The 16,954-nt window shown below is 60.4% G+C and carries 16 protein-coding genes and 2 riboswitches; of the genes, 4 read left to right on the forward strand and 12 right to left on the reverse strand.

Annotated elements, in window-relative coordinates; all coding sequences use genetic code 11:
• Window positions 1–4 precede the first annotated feature (4 nt).
• The 3 genes from rpsP to ffh are packed head-to-tail and all read right to left on the reverse strand — an operon-like array spanning window position 5 to window position 2,309.
• Window positions 5–382 carry a 30S ribosomal protein S16 gene (rpsP, locus tag ACTJK5_RS19695; RefSeq protein ID WP_062424945.1) on the reverse strand — a complete coding sequence of 126 codons (378 nt, stop codon included), beginning with the start codon at window positions 380–382 and terminating at the stop codon, window positions 5–7.
• 32 nt (window positions 383–414) lie between these two features.
• Window positions 415–732 carry a chorismate mutase gene (locus tag ACTJK5_RS19700; RefSeq protein WP_062444677.1) on the reverse strand — a complete coding sequence of 106 codons (318 nt, stop codon included), beginning with the start codon at window positions 730–732 and terminating at the stop codon, window positions 415–417.
• Between the two features lie 8 nt (window positions 733–740).
• A complete protein-coding gene (gene ffh, locus ACTJK5_RS19705; protein WP_062424946.1) occupies window positions 741–2,309 on the reverse strand; it encodes a signal recognition particle protein in 1,569 nt (522 codons plus the stop codon).
• 336 nt (window positions 2,310–2,645) lie between these two features.
• Between ffh and ACTJK5_RS19710 the strand changes: the two genes are divergently transcribed.
• Window positions 2,646–3,719, forward strand: coding sequence for an MBL fold metallo-hydrolase (locus ACTJK5_RS19710; protein ID WP_440613132.1), 1,074 nt, complete (start codon window positions 2,646–2,648; stop codon window positions 3,717–3,719).
• A 42-nt stretch (window positions 3,720–3,761) separates the two neighbouring features.
• On the opposite strand, the gene ACTJK5_RS19715 is transcribed toward ACTJK5_RS19710, so the two are convergent.
• From ACTJK5_RS19715 to ACTJK5_RS19745, 7 genes are all read right to left on the reverse strand, one after another.
• Window positions 3,762–5,240, reverse strand: a complete 1,479-nt coding sequence (locus ACTJK5_RS19715) for a M48 family metalloprotease (RefSeq protein WP_440613133.1) — start codon at window positions 5,238–5,240, stop codon at window positions 3,762–3,764.
• A 308-nt stretch (window positions 5,241–5,548) separates the two neighbouring features.
• Complete coding sequence (locus tag ACTJK5_RS19720; RefSeq protein WP_440613058.1) at window positions 5,549–6,265, reverse strand: thiamine ABC transporter ATP-binding protein; 717 nt, start codon at window positions 6,263–6,265, stop codon at window positions 5,549–5,551.
• Entirely contained in the window at window positions 6,262–7,887 is a 1,626-nt protein-coding gene (gene thiP / locus ACTJK5_RS19725) for a thiamine/thiamine pyrophosphate ABC transporter permease ThiP (protein WP_440613059.1), read from the reverse strand. The genes ACTJK5_RS19720 and thiP overlap by 4 nt, the downstream gene beginning before the upstream one ends.
• 19 nt (window positions 7,888–7,906) lie before the next feature.
• Window positions 7,907–8,920: a thiamine ABC transporter substrate binding subunit gene (gene thiB / locus ACTJK5_RS19730; protein ID WP_440613060.1), complete on the reverse strand. Its 1,014-nt coding sequence runs from the start codon at window positions 8,918–8,920 to the stop codon at window positions 7,907–7,909.
• Between the two features lie 38 nt (window positions 8,921–8,958).
• Window positions 8,959–9,066: riboswitch (TPP riboswitch) on the reverse strand.
• Window positions 9,067–9,116: 50 nt separating this feature from the next.
• The gene (locus ACTJK5_RS19735) at window positions 9,117–9,509 is read right to left on the reverse strand and encodes a VOC family protein (RefSeq protein WP_062424950.1); all 393 of its coding nucleotides are present in this window, start codon (window positions 9,507–9,509) and stop codon (window positions 9,117–9,119) included.
• A gap of 64 nt (window positions 9,510–9,573) precedes the next feature.
• Window positions 9,574–11,400: an ABC-F family ATP-binding cassette domain-containing protein gene (locus ACTJK5_RS19740; RefSeq protein ID WP_153312556.1), complete on the reverse strand. Its 1,827-nt coding sequence runs from the start codon at window positions 11,398–11,400 to the stop codon at window positions 9,574–9,576.
• Between the two features lie 4 nt (window positions 11,401–11,404).
• The gene (locus ACTJK5_RS19745; protein ID WP_440613061.1) at window positions 11,405–12,055 is read right to left on the reverse strand and encodes a thiamine diphosphokinase; all 651 of its coding nucleotides are present in this window, start codon (window positions 12,053–12,055) and stop codon (window positions 11,405–11,407) included.
• Window positions 12,056–12,145: 90 nt separating this feature from the next.
• A riboswitch (SAM riboswitch) is annotated at window positions 12,146–12,222 on the forward strand.
• A gap of 62 nt (window positions 12,223–12,284) precedes the next feature.
• Here ACTJK5_RS19745 and metA point away from each other — a divergent pair.
• On the forward strand, window positions 12,285–13,211 hold the full coding sequence (metA, locus tag ACTJK5_RS19750) for a homoserine O-acetyltransferase MetA (RefSeq protein WP_113259526.1): 927 nt from the start codon (window positions 12,285–12,287) through the stop codon (window positions 13,209–13,211).
• A gap of 96 nt (window positions 13,212–13,307) precedes the next feature.
• A complete protein-coding gene (locus ACTJK5_RS19755) occupies window positions 13,308–14,333 on the forward strand; it encodes an aldose epimerase family protein (protein ID WP_440613062.1) in 1,026 nt (341 codons plus the stop codon).
• A 6-nt stretch (window positions 14,334–14,339) separates the two neighbouring features.
• Here ACTJK5_RS19755 and mtgA read toward each other — a convergent pair whose 3' ends face one another.
• Window positions 14,340–14,987: a monofunctional biosynthetic peptidoglycan transglycosylase gene (gene mtgA, locus ACTJK5_RS19760; protein WP_236769768.1), complete on the reverse strand. Its 648-nt coding sequence runs from the start codon at window positions 14,985–14,987 to the stop codon at window positions 14,340–14,342.
• 252 nt (window positions 14,988–15,239) lie between these two features.
• Here mtgA and ACTJK5_RS19765 point away from each other — a divergent pair, with 252 nt between their 5' ends.
• The gene (locus tag ACTJK5_RS19765; RefSeq protein ID WP_440613063.1) at window positions 15,240–16,139 is read left to right on the forward strand and encodes a polyprenyl synthetase family protein; all 900 of its coding nucleotides are present in this window, start codon (window positions 15,240–15,242) and stop codon (window positions 16,137–16,139) included.
• 101 nt (window positions 16,140–16,240) lie between these two features.
• On the opposite strand, the gene ACTJK5_RS19770 is transcribed toward ACTJK5_RS19765, so the two are convergent.
• Window positions 16,241–16,903: an OmpA family protein gene (locus tag ACTJK5_RS19770; RefSeq protein WP_062424792.1), complete on the reverse strand. Its 663-nt coding sequence runs from the start codon at window positions 16,901–16,903 to the stop codon at window positions 16,241–16,243.
• Window positions 16,904–16,954: the final 51 nt, after the last annotated feature.

Below are 16,954 nucleotides of genomic sequence, written 5' to 3' on the forward strand. Positions count from 1 at the left end.
GAACTTATTCTGCAGCAGCAGCTTCAGCGGCAGCAGCAGCAGCGTCTTCAGCCTTCTGCTTCTTCTCGGCAACGCGCTCGAGAGCCTTCTTGCCTGGCTTCGCCTTTTCAGGGTTGCTGCGCGCGTCGCGCGTCGCAATGCCGGCTTCAGCGAGGAAGCGCAGAACGCGGTCGGTCGGCTGTGCACCCTTTGCGATCCATTCCTTGACGAGGTCGCCATTGATCTGGATGCGGTCAGCGTTGTCCTTCGGAAGCATCGGGTTCCAGGAACCGACCTTCTCGAGGAAGCGGCCGTCGCGCGGGCTGCGGGCGTCAGCAACAACGATCTGGTAGTACGGGCGCTTCTTGGAACCACCGCGTGCGAGACGAATTTTCAGTGCCATGTGAGTTCTCCTTATAATGGCTTGCCCGCCGGTCAGGCGGTCTTTTCTGTGCCGTTGTGTTCAGCGGCAATTGCTTCATGATGCCGGATGACTTCCTTGATGATGAAGTTCAAGAACTTCTCGGCGAAATCCGGATCCAGATTGGCATCCTTGGCCAGGCGGCGCAGGCGTTCGATCTGGTATTCTTCGCGCGCCGGGTCCGCCGGCGGCAAATCGTAGGTGGCCTTCAACACGCCCACCGCCTTGGTACAGCGGAAGCGTTCAGCCAGCATATGCACCAGTGCGGCATCGACATTGTCGATGGACTGGCGGTATTCAGCGAGTTTTTCTTTGACGTCTGTCGTGGTCACCGATGGCCTCACTTCTTCTTGCCAAAACCGGGAAGACCCGGAAGACCGCCGAGACCCGGCAGCTTGCTGCCACCGAGACCAGGCAATCCGCCTGGAAGACCGCCAAGACCCGGAGGCAGAGCGCCCGGCTTGCCAAGACCTGCGGCTTCAGCCTGCTTCTGCAGCGCTTCAAGCTGCTTGGGGTCCATATTGGCGAGATCAGGCATGCCGCCCATGCCGCCGAGACCCATCTTGCCGGCCAGACCGCCCATCATCTGCTTCATGATGCCGCCCTTGCCCTTGCCGCCCATGGCTTTCATCATGTCGGCCATGCCGCGATGCATCTTCAAGAGCTTGTTGATTTCGGCAGCATCCGTGCCGGAACCGGCAGCAATGCGCTTCTTGCGGCTGTGTTTGAGAATATCCGGATTGGCGCGCTCGGCCTTGGTCATCGAGGAGATGATCGCCAGCTGACGGTCGAACATCTTGTCGTTCAAACCGGCGGACGCCATCTTGTCCTTCATGCCGGCCATGCCGGGCATCAGACCCATGATGCCGCCCATGCCGCCCATCTTCTGCATCTGGCGCAGCTGGTCGGCCAGATCGTTGAGGTCGAACTTGCCCTTGGCCATCTTCTCGGCCATGGCGCGGGCTTTTTCCGCATCGATATTTTCCGCGGCCTTTTCGACCAGCGAGACGATATCGCCCATGCCGAGAATGCGGTCTGCGATACGGCGTGGATGAAACTCATCCAGTTCGTTCATCCGCTCGCCGGTACCGATGAGCTTGATCGGCTTGCCGGTGACGGCACGCATGGAAAGCGCTGCACCGCCGCGGCCATCGCCATCCATACGGGTCAGCACAAGGCCGGTGATACCGACACGTTCATCGAAATTGCGCGCCAGATTGACGGCGTCCTGACCGGTCAGGCTGTCGGCAACCAGCAGGATTTCGTGCGGATTGGCCTTCTTCTTGATGTCAGCCATTTCCAGCATCAACGGCTCGTCGATGTGGGTACGGCCGGCGGTATCGAGGATCACGACATCATGGCCGCCAAGCTTGGCTGCCTGGACCGCGCGCGAGGCGATATCGGTCGGCGACTGGCCGGCAACGATCGGCAGCGTATCGATGCCGGTCTGTACGCCGAGCTGGCGCAGCTGTTCCTGGGCGGCGGGGCGGCGCGTGTCGAGAGATGCCATCAGCACCTTCTTCTTCTCGCGATCCGTCAAACGCTTGGCAATCTTGCCGGTGGTGGTGGTCTTACCCGAACCCTGCAGACCCACCATCATGATGACGACGGGTGCCGGCGCATGAAGATCGACCGAAACACCTTCCGAACCCAGCATTTCGACAAGCTCGTCATGGACGATCTTGACGACCATCTGGCCGGGCTTGATGGACTTCAGAACGGAGGCGCCAACCGCCTTTTCGCGCACCTTTTCGGTGAAGGTACGAACGACTTCCAGCGCCACGTCCGCTTCCAGAAGCGCACGGCGAACCTCACGCAGCGCTGCGGAAACATCGGCTTCCGAAAGCGAGCCACGGCCGGTCAGTCCATTCAAAATGGAGCCAAGGCGGTCCTGGAGGTTTTCAAACATCGTTTCATCCTTCTTCGTTTCGGTTTCCCGAAACGTCGGTGCTTTTGCCGGCAAAAACAAGACGCCCTGAAATGGGCAAAGCCAAAAAGCACCCGAGGGCGCGTCGCGCTGTCGGGTGTTGACCTCCGGGATCTCTTTATACCTTGACGGGTCCCGGTCGGTGGCTTGGAGTCTTGAAACTGCCAGCTGATGCGGCGGGATAAACAGGAAATGCGCGCCAAAGTCAAGGCAAGTCCGCAGTTTTGGCCGAAGCGCCGTCAATTTGTCGACGTCGAGGCGCTTCTTCTATGGGTCAGACGCTTGTTGTTTATCGGTGCGCTTCCTATAGCTTATATTATGAACCGTCGAAACTTCTTTCGCCTCTCCGCCATTGGCGGCCTGCTGCTTGCCAGCGGCGGCATTTTTGCCAGCCGTTCCTATGCCAGCGCTTATTACAAGGGCCCTGCCTCCGATCATTTCGACGGCACGCGGTTCTTCAATCCCAATGGGGAGCAGCCGAATGGTTTTAGCGACCTGATGAAATGGCGCTTCAACGGCCAGAGAGCCGAGTGGCCGGAGAACTATCCAAGCCCCTATCCGACCGCGAAACCAGACGCCCGCGTCGAAGGGAAAGATCTGCGCGTCACCTTCGTTGGCCACGCCTCGTTCCTCATTCAGACGGCGGGACTGAATATTCTGGTCGATCCGGTCTGGTCGGAGCGCACAAGTCCGTTCAGCTTTGTCGGGCCAAAGCGTGTCAACCCGCCCGGCATCCGCTTCGAGGACCTGCCGCCGATCGATCTCGTGCTCGTCACCCATAATCACTATGACCATCTCGATCTCGAAACGCTGCATCGGCTGCATGTCGAGCACAAGCCGCTTTTCGTCACGCCGCTTGGCAATGACGCGATCATCCGCACCAAGGTGCAGGCTGCGAAGATTTCGGTGGGAGACTGGGGCGATGCGATTGCCGTCAGCCCCGACGTCAAAGTCCATTTCGAGCCCTGCCACCACTGGTCGGCACGCGGGTTGAACGACAGGCGCATGGCGCTCTGGGCCGCCTTCGTCATCGAGACGCCCGGCGGCAAGATCTACCATATCGGCGATACCGGCTTTCACAGCGGGCTGAACTACCACGCTGCCGCCAAGAAACATGGCAGCTTCCGTCTCGCCAACCTGCCCTTCGGTGCCTATGAGCCGCGCTGGTTCATGAAGGGCCAGCACCAAAATCCGGCAGAAGCGGTGGAAGGCATGAAGATCTGCAACGCCGCTTATGCCTGCGGCCACCATTGGGGCACGGTGCAACTGACCGATGAGGCGATCGACGCACCGATCATCGCGCTTGAAGCGGCCCTGGAGGATCAAAACGTCGCGCGTGAAAACTTCCGCCCGATGCGTCCTGGCGAAGTGTTCGACGTTCCGATGGTTTGAACGGAAGTGGGTAAATGAGGGCGCTGTCGGACAGCGCCCTGCTCATTCCGAAATGATCTTGACCCGCTGCCCCGGCTCGATCGCGGCGGTGGTGCTCAGCGCATTTAAGACGCGAAAGAGTTCCAGCTTGCGATCGGTGCCCATCATCCGTGCGGCAAGCGAAGCGACCGTTTCGCCCGGCTTGACGGTAACGACGCGCACGCGAAGCGGCTTCAGCGCGGAGACTTCCGCAGGCGTCATCTTGCGGAAGCTGGAGCGCAGAAGGTTCGCCACCGTCTCCAATTGCGCGCTGCCCTTCGGCACGGCGGTGAGGAAACGGAAAATCTGATCGCCGACACGAATGACGGTGACATCGAAATCCCACTTGTCGGCGCTGGCGCGCGCCGTTGCAGCCGGCAGGCCGTTGACCTGTATTTCCCGCACCGTATCCGGCAACAGGCCGGCCACCCAGCCGCTGGTCAGGTAGTTGGGCAGGCTGGTCTGCTTCGGATCGGCAACGCCATCGAAGCGGATTGCCATATCACCCGGGCCAGTTGCCAGAACCGCCTCGACCTTATTGTCGATCTGAAACCCTTCCGGCACATCGAAACGAATGCCGAGATTGCCATGCAGGAAGGTGTTACCACGGACATAACCCTCCTGCGGGCTGTCGCCATACAGAAGTCCGTCAATGCCGGTGAGGAACCAGTCGCGGCCCTTGTCGCCGACCTGGCCTTCCTGGCCGAAGGCACGCGCATGGCGCTTGGCCAGTTCGATACGCTGCGGCGTATTCGGGTGGCTGGACAGGAAGTCGAGGCTCTGGTCGCTATCGGGATCGGCCGAGGTAAAGCGCGCATAGGCCGCCATCGAATCAAGGAAGCGTGGCGAGGCATAGGGGTCGTAGCCGGCCTCACCCAGCATCCGCACGCCGATCACGTCCGCCTGCAATTCCTGCTGGCGCGAAAAGGCCGCAAGACGAAGCTTGCCGCGTGCAAGCGCCTGCTTGCCGGCGAGATCGCTGGACAGAACCTCCGCCACCACGCGGCTGGCAATCACTTCCGCTTCCTCTCGGCGTTGACGCTCAATGCCGTGATTGGCTGTGACGTGGCCCATTTCGTGCGACAGCACGGCGGCCACTTCAGACGCGTCATTGGCAAGCGCCAGAAGACCGCGCGTCACGTAAAGATAGCCGCCCGGCAGCGCGAAAGCATTGATGGCCGGCGAATTCAAAATGGTAATGCGATAGGACTGCTGAGGATTTTCCGACACTGCCGTCAACGCGCCGGTGATGCGGGCGACCAGACGCTCGGTCTTCTCGTCGTGATATTCGCCGCCATAGCTTGCGACGATGCGCGGATGCTCACGCGCACCCATCTGTGCGCGCGGATCGTTCTTCTGCACCTCTTCGACCGTCTGCGGATTGTCGGAAGGCTTCAGCGAGGACTGATAGGCAGGGCTGAACAGCGACTGGCATGAAGACAGCATCAATGCCGCAGCCCCGAGGCTTATGATGCCTCGCCGCGATATCGACCGCTTTTCCATGTCGTGACCGGAGCGGCCATTTACGGCCTTCACACGCGTCATCATCCTGCCAGTCCGCTCCAAACGTTCCTGATCATCCGTTATATGCAGACCAGAATATCAGCTTAAACCCCACAGGCACCAGAATGCCTGAACATCCAAAACGATCCCAAAAACGATCTATGCTGCGGAAAGACCCTGACAAAAGACGTTCTCTATATATGTCTCAAATAGTTGAGCCTGATTGGCAAGTGCAAAAAATACGCACCTTCACTGTCTATTTGCAGGATTGACATTGCGCCGCGTCCAAATTGTGGCACGGTCCCGCACTACTTCTGGAGGAAGGCTCCGACCTCGGGAATGTCTGTGGCGGAAACGAAGGCCTCCGTCGCACCCTGAAACAGGATCTTGCCATCCGACAGAAACACCACCGCGTCAGCAAGACGGCGAATATCGTCCGGGTGATGGGTGACGAGGAGAACCGTGTTGCCGTTTTCCGATTGCAGCTCTTTCAACAGCCCCGCCATTCCGGCGCGTAAGCCCGGATCAAGCGCTGCAAAAGGTTCGTCCAGCAGCATGACCGCGCGCTGACGAACCAGTGCACGCGCAAGTGCTGCACGCTGGCGTTCGCCACCGGACATGCTGGAGGGCAGCCGCTTTTCGAAACCCGCAAGCCCGACCCGCTCAAGAGCTGACGCAATTTTTGTCTTGTCGTCCTGTGTCAGGCGAAGCGACGGGCTGATCCCAAGGCCGATATTGGTGGCGATATCGAGATGGGCGAAGAGGTTGTTGTCCTGGAAGATCAGCGAGATCGGCCTTTCCGCCGGATCGCGTCCACCCATGTGGTCAGACCCGATCAGCACGCGACCACCTGTCGGCCTTTCAAAACCTGCGACGAGGTTGAGAAGCGTCGACTTGCCCGAACCGGAAGGACCGACGACCGCGGTCACCTTCGCTTCCTCGAAGGACGTGTCGAAGAAGAAGTGCTGCTGCCCAAGCTGTAGCGATACCTGTTCCAGCCTAACCTTTGCCTGACCGCTCTTCATGCTGCTGCTTTCGCTTTCTCGGATTGGCGCGATACGCCACCTGCTGCGAGGATGAGGCAAATGACGCCAAGGATGAAGGCATAGCCCGCCGCATCATTGGTCCGGTAGCTGCCCATATTGCTGTAGACGAGCCACGGCAAGGTCACGAAGCGTTCCGAGCCGAAAAGGGCCACGGCTCCGAGATCGCCAAGCGACAGTGCCATGGCAAAGGAAAAGGCCATGGCGAAGGCGCGCCACAGGACCGGAAGATCGACAAGGCGAAAACGGGAAAAGCCTGTGAGGCCGAGGCTTGAGACCAGTTTTTCGGTTCTTGCCTGATGGGTCGTGAAGGCGGGTTCGAGAACGCGCATGGCAAAGGGCAAGGCCATCAGCATGTTGATGAGCGCCACGAGGAATGGCGCGAAGAGGGACACATCGCCAAAGGGCCGCAGCAGCAGAAACCAGCCACTACCCAGCACGACGGGCGGCACGAGCAGCACCATCGAAGCGCCGCCACCCAAAGTCGCCGCGATAAGCCTTGCACCCCACGACGGTGCATTGTTGTCCGCAACCACCTGGCGTGCCCGGATGAGCGCCACGGAGACGAGAACCGAAAGCGAGGCCGAGAAAAGTGCGATCGACAGGCTGGTGATGGCTGCGCGCCGAAATATCTCGGCGCTCAAAAGACGCCACAGATCGGCAGTCAATCCGGAGGCCGCGACGGCAACGAGGGGCGACCCGACCAGCAGCATCGCAAGAACAATGACAAGCCCATCCCAAAGACGCGCCAACGGGCGAGCGGCATCGAAACGACGAACCGTCTGGCCCTGCGTCTGCCCCTCCGCTTCCGCACCCGGCAGAAACGAGAGCAGCACGAGAAGCAGGCCGGTCATTGCGATCTGCATCAGCGACAGGGCGATGGCACGTGGCGGATCGAAATCGAAGCGGAGCGCCTGATAGATCGCCACCTCGATGGTCGTCGCAGCCGGACCGCCGCCGAGCAGCAGGACAAGCGTGAAGCTCGTGGCGCAGAGCATGAAGATCAGGCCCGCTACACCCGGCACGAGCCGCCGCACCACCGGCCATTCGATGAAGCGGAAGGTGGAAAGGGAATTCATGCCGAGCACGGCACTCATGCGCCAATATTCGCCGGGCATTCTTTCCAGCCCCGCCAGGAAGAAACGCACGGCGAGCGGCAGGTTGAAGAAGACATGGGCAATGAGAATGCCGGATAGGCCGTAGATGCTGAAAGGTCGCGCCACGCCCGCAGAGAGAAGTGCTGCATTGAGCAGCCCCTGCCTGCCCCAGATGGCAATCAGCCCGAGCGCGCCGACGATCACCGGCAGCCCCATGGGCACCGCCATCAGCCGGATGATCCAGATACGGCCGGGAAAATCCCGCTGGCGTGCCAGCGCCAGTGCGACCGGTAGGCCGAGCGCCACCGAAAGAACAGTGGAGAGCGTCGCCTGCCAGAGCGTGAAGCGGAGAATGCGCAGCGTGTAGGTATCGAAGAGGGCGTTCGACGCCGCCTGTGTATCGAAGGAAAGCAGCGCTGCGACCGCAAGTCCGATGAAGAGCAACACGGCGACAAAAGCCGCCATGCCACTGATCAGGAACCGTCTTCTGTCGCTGCGCGCAATCACGGGCGGGGTCCGCGTGAGATTACTTCACGCTCATCGCGGTCAGCCACTCATCGATCCAGGCCTTGCGGTTCTTCGCCACCTCTTCCGGCGACATCAGGAAGGTCTTGGTCGGCTGGACCAGCTTGTTGAAGGCATCCGGCAGCGGCTGCGACGTGGCGGTGACCGGCATCATCCAGTTGTTTTCCGGAATGGCATCCTGGAAGCCAGGCGTCAGGATGAAGGAAAGGAACCTCTTGCCAAGCTCCTTCTCCGGCGCGTTCTTCAACAGACCGGCGACTTCGATCTGAATGTAATGGCCTTCCTCGAAGCTTGCTGCCTGATAGCGCTCGCTGTGCTCGGCCACCATATGATAGGCGGGCGATGTGGTATAGGAGAGCACCATCGGTACTTCGCCCTTGGTGAAGAGGCCGTAGGACTCCGACCAGCCCGGCGTAACCGTCAGCACGCGATCCTTGAGCTTTGCCCAGGCTTCCGGCGCCTTGTCGCCATAGACCGACTTGACCCAGAGCAGCAGGCCAAGACCCGGCGTCGACGTCCGCGGATCCTGAATGGCGATCTTCTGCGACGGGTCGCCCTCGACCAGTTCTTTCAGGCTCTTTGGCGGGTTCTTCAGCGTCTGTGTGTCGTAGACGACGGCAAAGTGGCCGTAATCATAGGGAACGAAGACATCGTCCTTGAACCCGCCCGGCACCTTTGCCGTAGAGGCGTCGATACCCGATGCTTCGAAGAGCCCAGTGTCCTTGGCTTCAGCGATGAGGTTGGTATCGAGACCGACCACGACATCCGCCTTGGAGCTGACACCTTCCAGCTTCAGGCGATTGAGCAGCGCCACACCGTCGGCGACGCCGACGAAATTGACGGTGCAATCGCAGGTCTTCTCGAACGCCGCCTTCACCTTGGGACCGGGACCCCATTCGGAGACAAAGCTTTCATAGGTGTAGACAGTGAGGACCTTTTTATCCTGCGCGACGCCAAGGCTCGGCAGGAGGAAGGATGCGGCGACGAGGCCGGACAGCAGAAAACGACGATACATCAGACACCTTCTCGAATGGGTTACGGGAATAGGCGTCTGGATGGAAGCCGTCTAATCCCTCCGCCGGTGTTAACCGGATCAGGTTCTTCGGGTTGGCGAACGCCTCTCAGCCTTGTCTTTTCGACAAAGCACCCCGTTAGAGCGAGAAAAGATGTAATGACACAATCGGTTATTGGCAAGACGTGACGCCGCGCGCCTATGCCTGCTCCGTCATGTAAACCAGCTCCCAGACATGGCCATCGGGATCCTGAAAGCTTGCGGCATACATGAAGCCGTGGTCTTGCACCGGTTTCCACTCGCGCCCACCGGAAGACAGCGCTGTTTTCAGCATGCTGTCGATTTCCTCGCGACTGGACGCCGAAAGGCAGGTCAGCACCTCCGTGCCGCGATTGGCATCGGCGATCTCGCCATTGATGAAATCGCGGAAGCGTTCTTCCTGCAGCAGCATGACGAAGATGTTCTTCTCGACGATCATGCACAGCGTTCGCTCATCGGAATATTCCGGATTGAAGCTGAAGCCGAGCGCCGTGAAGAAGGCTTTCGATGTCTCGATATTCTTCACCGGGAGATTGACGAAGATCATGCGCATGGTGGGGCTCCTCCGTTTTGGATAGAGAACCGCATATTTCACGACCTGTCAAAGATGGTGTGGACTAGCCTTCCATCTCTTCGCGCAGCATCTCAAGCTCGAGCCATTCTTCCTCCATGGCGTCCAGCTTTTCGCGAAGCTTCGCCATCTCGTCTGCCAGCTTGTTGAAAGCAGCCGGGTCCTTGGCAAAGAGCTGCGGATCGGCCATGCGCTCTTCGCGCTTGGCGATCTCGCCCTGCAGCTTTTCCATTTCCTTCGGCAGGTTTTCCAGCGCAAACTTCTGCTTGAAGGAGAGCTTTCCCTTGGCCTTGGACGGCTCGGCATTGGTCGCAGTGCTTGCCGAGGCCTTTGCCTTTTCCTGCTTTTCGGAACGCTTCTTCTCTTCGGCCGCACCCTTGCGCTGCGCCATCATGTCGGAATAGCCGCCCGCATATTCGATCCAGCGGCCATCCGGCGCATCCGGGTTGGCAGGCGCGATGGTCGACGTCACCGTGCGGTCGAGGAAGTCACGGTCGTGGCTGACGAGAATGACGGTGCCGGAAAAGCCAGCGACGATTTCCTGAAGCAGATCCAGGGTCTCGATATCGAGATCGTTCGTCGGCTCATCGAGGATGAGAAGGTTGGTTGGCCTTGCCAGGATCCGCGCCAGAATGAGACGTGCGCGCTCACCACCAGACAGATTGCGGATCGGTGTGCGGGCCTGTTCCGGCTGGAACAGGAAGTCCTTCATATAGCCGGTCACATGCTTCTGCTCGCCATTGACCAGCAGGCTCTCGCCGCGACCATCGGTCAGGTAATGCGCCAGCGTATCGTTAGGATTGAGGTCCTCGCGCTTCTGATCGAGTGTGGCAATTTCCAGATTGGTGCCAAGTTTCACCGTGCCGCTATCGGGCGCCAACTCGCCGGTCAGCATCTTGAGAAGCGTGGTCTTGCCCGCACCATTCGGCCCGACGAGACCGATGCAATCGCCGCGATGCACGCGCAGCGAAAAGGGCGCGATGATGGTGCGATCGCCATATGACTTGGTGATAGCCTCGGCCTCGATCACCAGCTTGCCGGATTCGCGCGCTTCTACCGCCGTTGCCTGCACGGAGCCTTGCGGACCCTTGTGGCCGCGATAGGCCGCACGCATATCACGCAATTCTCCCACGCGGCGCATGTTGCGCTTGCGGCGTGCCGTCACGCCGTAGCGCATCCAGTGCTCTTCGCGCTCGATCGCCTTGCCGAGCTTGTGCTGCTCCAGCTCTTCCTCTTCCAGCACCTTGTCGCGCCATTCCTCGAAATAGCCGAAGCCACGGCTGAGACGACGCGACTGGCCGCGATCAAGCCAGACGGTGGCCGTCGAAACCTTCTCCAGGAAGCGACGGTCGTGCGAGATGAGGACGAGCGCGCTTCGCGTCTGCTGCAATTCGCTTTCCAGCCATTCGATGGTCGGCAGGTCGAGATGGTTGGTCGGCTCGTCCAGCATCAGGATGTCGGGCTCCGGCGCCATGACGCGGGCAAGTGCCGCGCGGCGCGCTTCGCCACCGGAAAGGCTCGATGGATTTTCCTGACCGGTCAGACCCAGATGTTCCAGCAGATAGCTGACACGGTAGGGATCGTCGCCCGGTCCGAGACCGGATTCGGCATAGGCCTGCACGGTGTCATAGGCGCCAAAATCCGGCGCCTGCTCCAGATAGCGGATCGTCGCGGACGGATGACGAAAAACCTCGCCCGACTGCGCTTCGACAAGACCGGCGGCGATCTTCATCAGCGTCGACTTGCCTGACCCGTTTCGACCGACGAGGCAGATGCGATCGCCCGGCTCCACCTGCAGGTTGGCGCCATCCAGAAGTGGCGTCACGCCAAAGGTCAGCTTGATATCGTCGAGTTTCAGAATGGGGGGTGCCAAGGCATCAGGCTCCGGTCAGATCGTAGGGACGGGCAAGCACGATCGCCTTGCCGCTTTTGAGGCGAAGGCGAATTTCGCCCTCAGCCACGTTGGACATAGTGCGCGACGAGCCGAAGGCAAGCGCAAAATCATTGAGGGGATAACGGGCATTCTCGATATCGAGGCCCGAAAGGGCCGTAAAACCGGCAACCGAAAACAGCGAGCCGCGCGGCAAATCGAACGCCAAATCGCCGGCAAGCAACGGAAAAGCTTCTTCCTCACCAGACGTCAGCACCACCTCAAGCCCGCGTTCGGCCAGCGCCACAGCATAGAGCAGATGAAACTGCGCATGGTCGGATCGCTCGCCGGCAAGCGCGCCGACCAGCGTCAGACGCTTCGCGCCCCGCGCCAAAGCCTCGGAAACGGCAATCTCGCCATCCGTTTCGCCCTTGGCGGCGGGAAAAGGCTGTTGCGGCACATCCGGCCATTCGTCGACAAGCGCCGCATCGGCGGAATCGAAATCGCCCACCCAAAGCTCAGGGGTGAGAGCGAGCGGCCTGGCATGTTTCATACCGCTATCGGCGGCAATCACGCGCGATCCGGCAACCGCCTTTTGCAGGCGATCCGTTACCGCGATATCGCCGCCCAGCAGAATGGTGAAGTGATCCGATCTCATGCCCTGCCTTATCGCGAAACCTTGTCCCAAGGAAAGGCGGAAACGCTGCAGAGGGCGGCGATATTGATTTTTCGGCCGGACGGGATTATGACAGCCCCCAGTGGTGATTTGCCGACCGGCTTGCAGCCACTTTAAAGAAGTCGCTAAAGGGTCGAGGAAACAGGCAATTTCCGAGGACCGGTTGCGATTTCGCTGCCGGTTTTTTTGTTTTTGGACGTGAGAGTTCGCGATGCCCATCAAGATTCCCGATACGCTGCCCGCCTTCGAAACCCTCGTCAATGAGGGCGTGCGGGTGATGACCGAGACCATGGCGATCCGTCAGGATATCCGCCCGCTCCAGATCGGGCTGTTGAACCTCATGCCGAACAAGATCAAGACCGAAATCCAGATGGCCCGGCTTGTCGGCGCCTCGCCGCTGCAGGTGGAGCTGTCGCTGGTGCGCATCGGCGGACACCGCGCCAAGAACACGCCGGAAGAACACCTGCTCTCCTTCTACGAGACCTGGGAAGAAGTGCGTCACCGCAAGTTCGACGGCTTCATCATCACCGGTGCTCCAGTCGAAACGCTTGCTTATGAAGACGTGACCTACTGGGAAGAGATGCAGAAGATCTTCGACTGGACGGAGACCAATGTACATTCGACGCTGAATGTCTGCTGGGGTGCGATGGCGGCGATCTATCATTTCCATGGCGTGCCGAAGCACGAATTGAAGGAGAAGGCCTTCGGCGTTTATCGCCACCGCAATCTCTGCCCGGCCTCCATCTACCTCAATGGTTTTTCCGACGACTTCCAGGTGCCGGTGTCCCGTTGGACGGAAGTCCGCCGCGCCGATATCGAGAAGCATCCCGACCTCGAAATCCTGATGGAATCCGAGGAGATGGGCGTGTGCCTGGTGCATGAGAAGCGCGGCAAGCGGCTCTATATGTTCAACCACGTGGAATATGACTCCACCTCGCTGGGAGACGAATATTTCCGCGACGTGAATTCCGGCGTGCCGATCAAGCTGCCACATGACTACTTCCCGCATAACGACCCGGCGCTTACCCCGCTCAACCGCTGGCGCAGCCATGCCCATCTGTTCTTCGGCAACTGGATCAACGAGATCTACCAGACCACGCCTTACGAACTGGCCGAGATCGGCACGACGACCCGCTGATCAGGAGCCTTCAAGAATTTGACATTCCGGCGTTGCGCCAGACGCCAAAATGACGCAACGTCCGGCGCAAATCGCAAGCGATAGGGAGAATTCGGGATGAGCGAAGCAGGCGCACGGGAGAATTTCGGCATTACGGCCACCGGCGAAAAGGTCGAGCGGGTGACGATTTCCGCCGACGGCCTGACCGCCAAGGTGATGACCTGGGGTGCGGTCATTCAGGATCTGCGCCTAGAGGGTCATCAGCCGCCGCTGGTGCTCGGCTTCGACGCCTTTGACGACTATCCGAAATACTCCTCCTACTTTGGCGCCACACCTGGCCGAAACGCCAACCGCATCGGTGGCGGCGCATTCTCGATCGACGGCAAGGACTATCAGCTGGAGCTCAACGAAAAGGGCGTCAGCCATCTTCATGGCGGCAGCGACGGCACGGGCAAGCGCAACTGGCTGATCATGGAACACGGGCCAAGCCATGTCGTTCTGCAGATCATCGATCCGAACGGTCGCGCCGGCTATCCCGGCAACTGCACGATGACGGCAACCTACACGATCCGCGAAGGCGGCGTTCTTTCGGTTCTCTATGAAACGACGACCGATCTGCCGACCATCGCCAACGTCTGCCAGCACTCCTATTTCAATCTCGACGGTGCCGAAACCGCACTCGACCACGAGATCGAAATCGCCGCCGATCACTATCTGCCGACCGATGAGCGCCAGATCCCGACCGGCGAAATTCGCCCTGTCTCGGGAACGGTGTTCGATCTGCGCCAGCCGACGCCGATGAGCCTGAAGGACGACAAGGGCGAACAGGTGCTCTACGACCACAATTTCTGCCTGTCCGCAGAGCGTGTGGGCAAGCGCAAGGTGGCGCATGTTCGCGCTCCGGCCTCCGGCATTTCGCTGGAAGTCCACACCACGGAACCCGGCGTGCAGTTCTATTCCGGCTTCAAGCTGAACACCGCCGTTCCGGGCCACGATGGCCGCCACTACGGCCCCTTTGCCGGCTTCTGCCTGGAAACCCAGATCTGGCCGGACGCCGTCAATAACGAAGGCTTCCCCAAGGCGATCCTTCGTCCCGGCGAAACGCTGCGGCAGGAAACGGACTACATCTTTACGAAGGGCTGAAGCAGGTCAGTCCAGCACGCAGCCCACATAAGCGCCGGAGCCTCTGGCCCGGCGCTCGATCAACCCCGCAAGACGCTGCATGCCGCGGCCGGGCTTGCTGGCATTGCGATCGATCGGGTTTGGCAAGGATACGGCCAGAAGTGCAGCCTGGCGAGAGGTGAGCTTGGAGGCTGGCACCTTGAAATGGTATTGCGCTGCAGCCTCGATGCCGTAGATGCCCGGGCCCCATTCGGCGATATTGAGATAGATCTCCATCATCCGCTTTTTCGACCAGACGAAGTCGGAAACGAGCGCAAGCGGAAGCTCCATTCCCTTGCGGATGAGCGATCGCCCGTTCCAGAGAAACAGGTTTTTGGCCGTCTGCATCGGAATGGTGCTGGCGCCACGTGTGGCCTCGCCTTCCAGCGCGTCGTTGACGACATCCTGCATCTGGTTCCAGTCCACGCCATGGTGGAAACAGAACTGGCCGTCTTCCGACATCATCACCGACTGGATGAGGCGGGGAGAAATATCCTCCAGCGGCACCCATTGCCGATCGTAGCCCTGGAAGGTTACCAGATCGGCAAGCATCAGCGTCGAGACGGGACGAATGAAGGGAAGCGCATAGAGAGGGATCAGCAGATAGGGCAGGATCAAAAGCGCCAGCACGAACATGCCGACGCGTTTGGCGAGGTTCTTGATATCCAACTTCGGCCTGCTCTCCTCGTCGGGAAGCGCCTCGTACTCCCTTTCGCTTTCCGGCGTACTGCTCACATCCCGTCCCCGCTCGTTCAGATCAAGCCTTTCATATTCCGCTCGCACCATCAAGGCTACTCACGATGGTGAAGTTCCGCACCCCTTCAACAAAACATTTGCCAGCCCTTTTCCCCCATGCGAAACAGCCGCGAGATGGAAGGAAGCGGCGCCATGACATTCGAGACACGGCTGCGAGACAACGCGGCGAGCACGGAAAAACTGCTGGCAGAGCTTCTGACGGGCGCAGTCGGTGAAGACGAGATCGCACGGCCCGCAAATCTGCTGGACGCCATGCGCCACGGCGTGCTGAACGGCGGCAAGCGCCTGCGGCCCTTCCTCGTCATTGAGACGGCACGGCTGCTCGGCGGCAATGAGGCTGCGGCCCAGCGTGTGGGCGCTGCACTGGAATGCCTCCACTGCTATTCGCTGGTGCATGACGATCTTCCCGCCATGGACGACGACGATCTGCGCCGCGGCCAACCGACCGTGCACAGGAAGTTCGACGAGGCGACTGCGATCCTTGCGGGCGATAGCCTGCTTACCCTTTCCTTCGACATCATCGCAAGCCCGGAAACGTCGCTGACAGGCGATCAGAAGACGGCCCTTGTGCTGGCACTGGCACGCGCCGCGGGCATTGGCGGCATGGCCGGCGGTCAGGCGCTCGATCTGGCGGCGGAAAAACAGGCACCGGACGAACAGGGCATCGTGACATTGCAGGCGATGAAGACCGGTGCACTGCTGCGCTTTGCCTGTGAGGCCGGCGCCATCATTGCCGGAAACGATGCCTCTCACCGCGAGACGCTGCGCCGCTTCGGCGAAAAGATCGGCCTCGCCTTCCAGCTTGCCGACGATCTCCTCGATCTCACCTCCGATGCCGCCACGATGGGCAAGGCCACCGGCAAGGACGCCGCCCGCGGCAAAGGCACGCTGGTGGCACTGCGTGGCGAAGACTGGGCGCGCGCCAAGCTGCAGGAGCAGGTGCGCGATGCCGCAAACCTGCTTGCGCCCTATGGCGAGAAGGCAGAGATCCTCGTGGAAGCGGCACGCTTTATTGCTGAGCGAAAGAGCTGAGGGCGTAAGTATCTCTCACGCCTGTCCAACATCTCCACAGCCACAACAAAAAGGGCCGCCAAAGCAGCCCTTTTCTAAAATCCAATAGGCGCGATTGCGTCTTAGCCGTTTTGCGTCAGCGGCGAGATCAACACTTCCACGCGGCGGTTCTGGGCGCGGCCGTCCGGCGTTGCGTTGGATGCCACCGGCTGCGATGGGCCGAAGCCCATTGTGGACATGCGGCGCTGATCGACACCCTGGCTTGCTAGATAGTTGGCAACCGAGGCAGCGCGGCGCTGCGACAGGAGCTGGTTGTGGTTCAGGCTGCCGGTGGAGTCGGTGAAACCGTTGACGTCGATATAGGTCTTGTTGAACTTGTTCAGAACGATCGCGACCGAATTCAGCGTCGGGTAGAATGGCGGGATCACCTGATCCTGGTCCGTCGCGAAGGTGATGTTGGACGGCATGTTGAGCACGATGCTGTCGCCACGACGCGTGACGGAGACGCCGGTACCCTGCAACTGCTGGCGAAGCTCGGCTTCCTGATTGTCCATATAGCCGCCGATTGCGCCGCCGGCGAGCGCGCCGATGCCAGCACCGATCAGCGCATTGCGGCCCTTGTTGCCGCCGCCGATCGCCAGACCGCCAACCGCACCGGCCAGCGCGCCAAGCCCTGCACCGCCCGCCATGTTCGAGACCTTCTGCTCACCCGTGTAGGGGTCGGTCGTGGTGCAGGCGGAAAGGTAAGTTGCGGCAAGCGCAAGAACAGCAAACTTCTTGATCATTGGAAATCATTGCTCCGTGAGTTTCGGGAGGTAAGACACAGCGATTCGGGC

Source organism: Agrobacterium sp. 22094, from assembly GCF_052046015.1.
Taxonomy (GTDB): domain Bacteria; phylum Pseudomonadota; class Alphaproteobacteria; order Rhizobiales; family Rhizobiaceae; genus Agrobacterium; species Agrobacterium cavarae.

Coding starts and splice junctions, on each gene's coding strand:
- rpsP (WP_062424945.1), bottom strand. CDS start 382: ATGGCACTGAAAATTCGTCTCGCACGCGGTGGTTCCAAGAAGCGCCCG.
- ffh (WP_062424946.1), bottom strand. CDS start 2,309: ATGTTTGAAAACCTCCAGGACCGCCTTGGCTCCATTTTGAATGGACTG.
- ACTJK5_RS19710 (WP_440613132.1), top strand. CDS start 2,646: ATGAACCGTCGAAACTTCTTTCGCCTCTCCGCCATTGGCGGCCTGCTG.
- ACTJK5_RS19715 (WP_440613133.1), bottom strand. CDS start 5,240: ATGGAAAAGCGGTCGATATCGCGGCGAGGCATCATAAGCCTCGGGGCT.
- ACTJK5_RS19720 (WP_440613058.1), bottom strand. CDS start 6,265: ATGAAGAGCGGTCAGGCAAAGGTTAGGCTGGAACAGGTATCGCTACAG.
- thiB (WP_440613060.1), bottom strand. CDS start 8,920: ATGTATCGTCGTTTTCTGCTGTCCGGCCTCGTCGCCGCATCCTTCCTC.
- ACTJK5_RS19735 (WP_062424950.1), bottom strand. CDS start 9,509: ATGCGCATGATCTTCGTCAATCTCCCGGTGAAGAATATCGAGACATCG.
- ACTJK5_RS19745 (WP_440613061.1), bottom strand. CDS start 12,055: ATGAGATCGGATCACTTCACCATTCTGCTGGGCGGCGATATCGCGGTA.
- metA (WP_113259526.1), top strand. CDS start 12,285: ATGCCCATCAAGATTCCCGATACGCTGCCCGCCTTCGAAACCCTCGTC.
- ACTJK5_RS19755 (WP_440613062.1), top strand. CDS start 13,308: ATGAGCGAAGCAGGCGCACGGGAGAATTTCGGCATTACGGCCACCGGC.
- mtgA (WP_236769768.1), bottom strand. CDS start 14,987: ATGTTCGTGCTGGCGCTTTTGATCCTGCCCTATCTGCTGATCCCTCTC.
- ACTJK5_RS19765 (WP_440613063.1), top strand. CDS start 15,240: ATGACATTCGAGACACGGCTGCGAGACAACGCGGCGAGCACGGAAAAA.
- ACTJK5_RS19770 (WP_062424792.1), bottom strand. CDS start 16,903: ATGATCAAGAAGTTTGCTGTTCTTGCGCTTGCCGCAACTTACCTTTCC.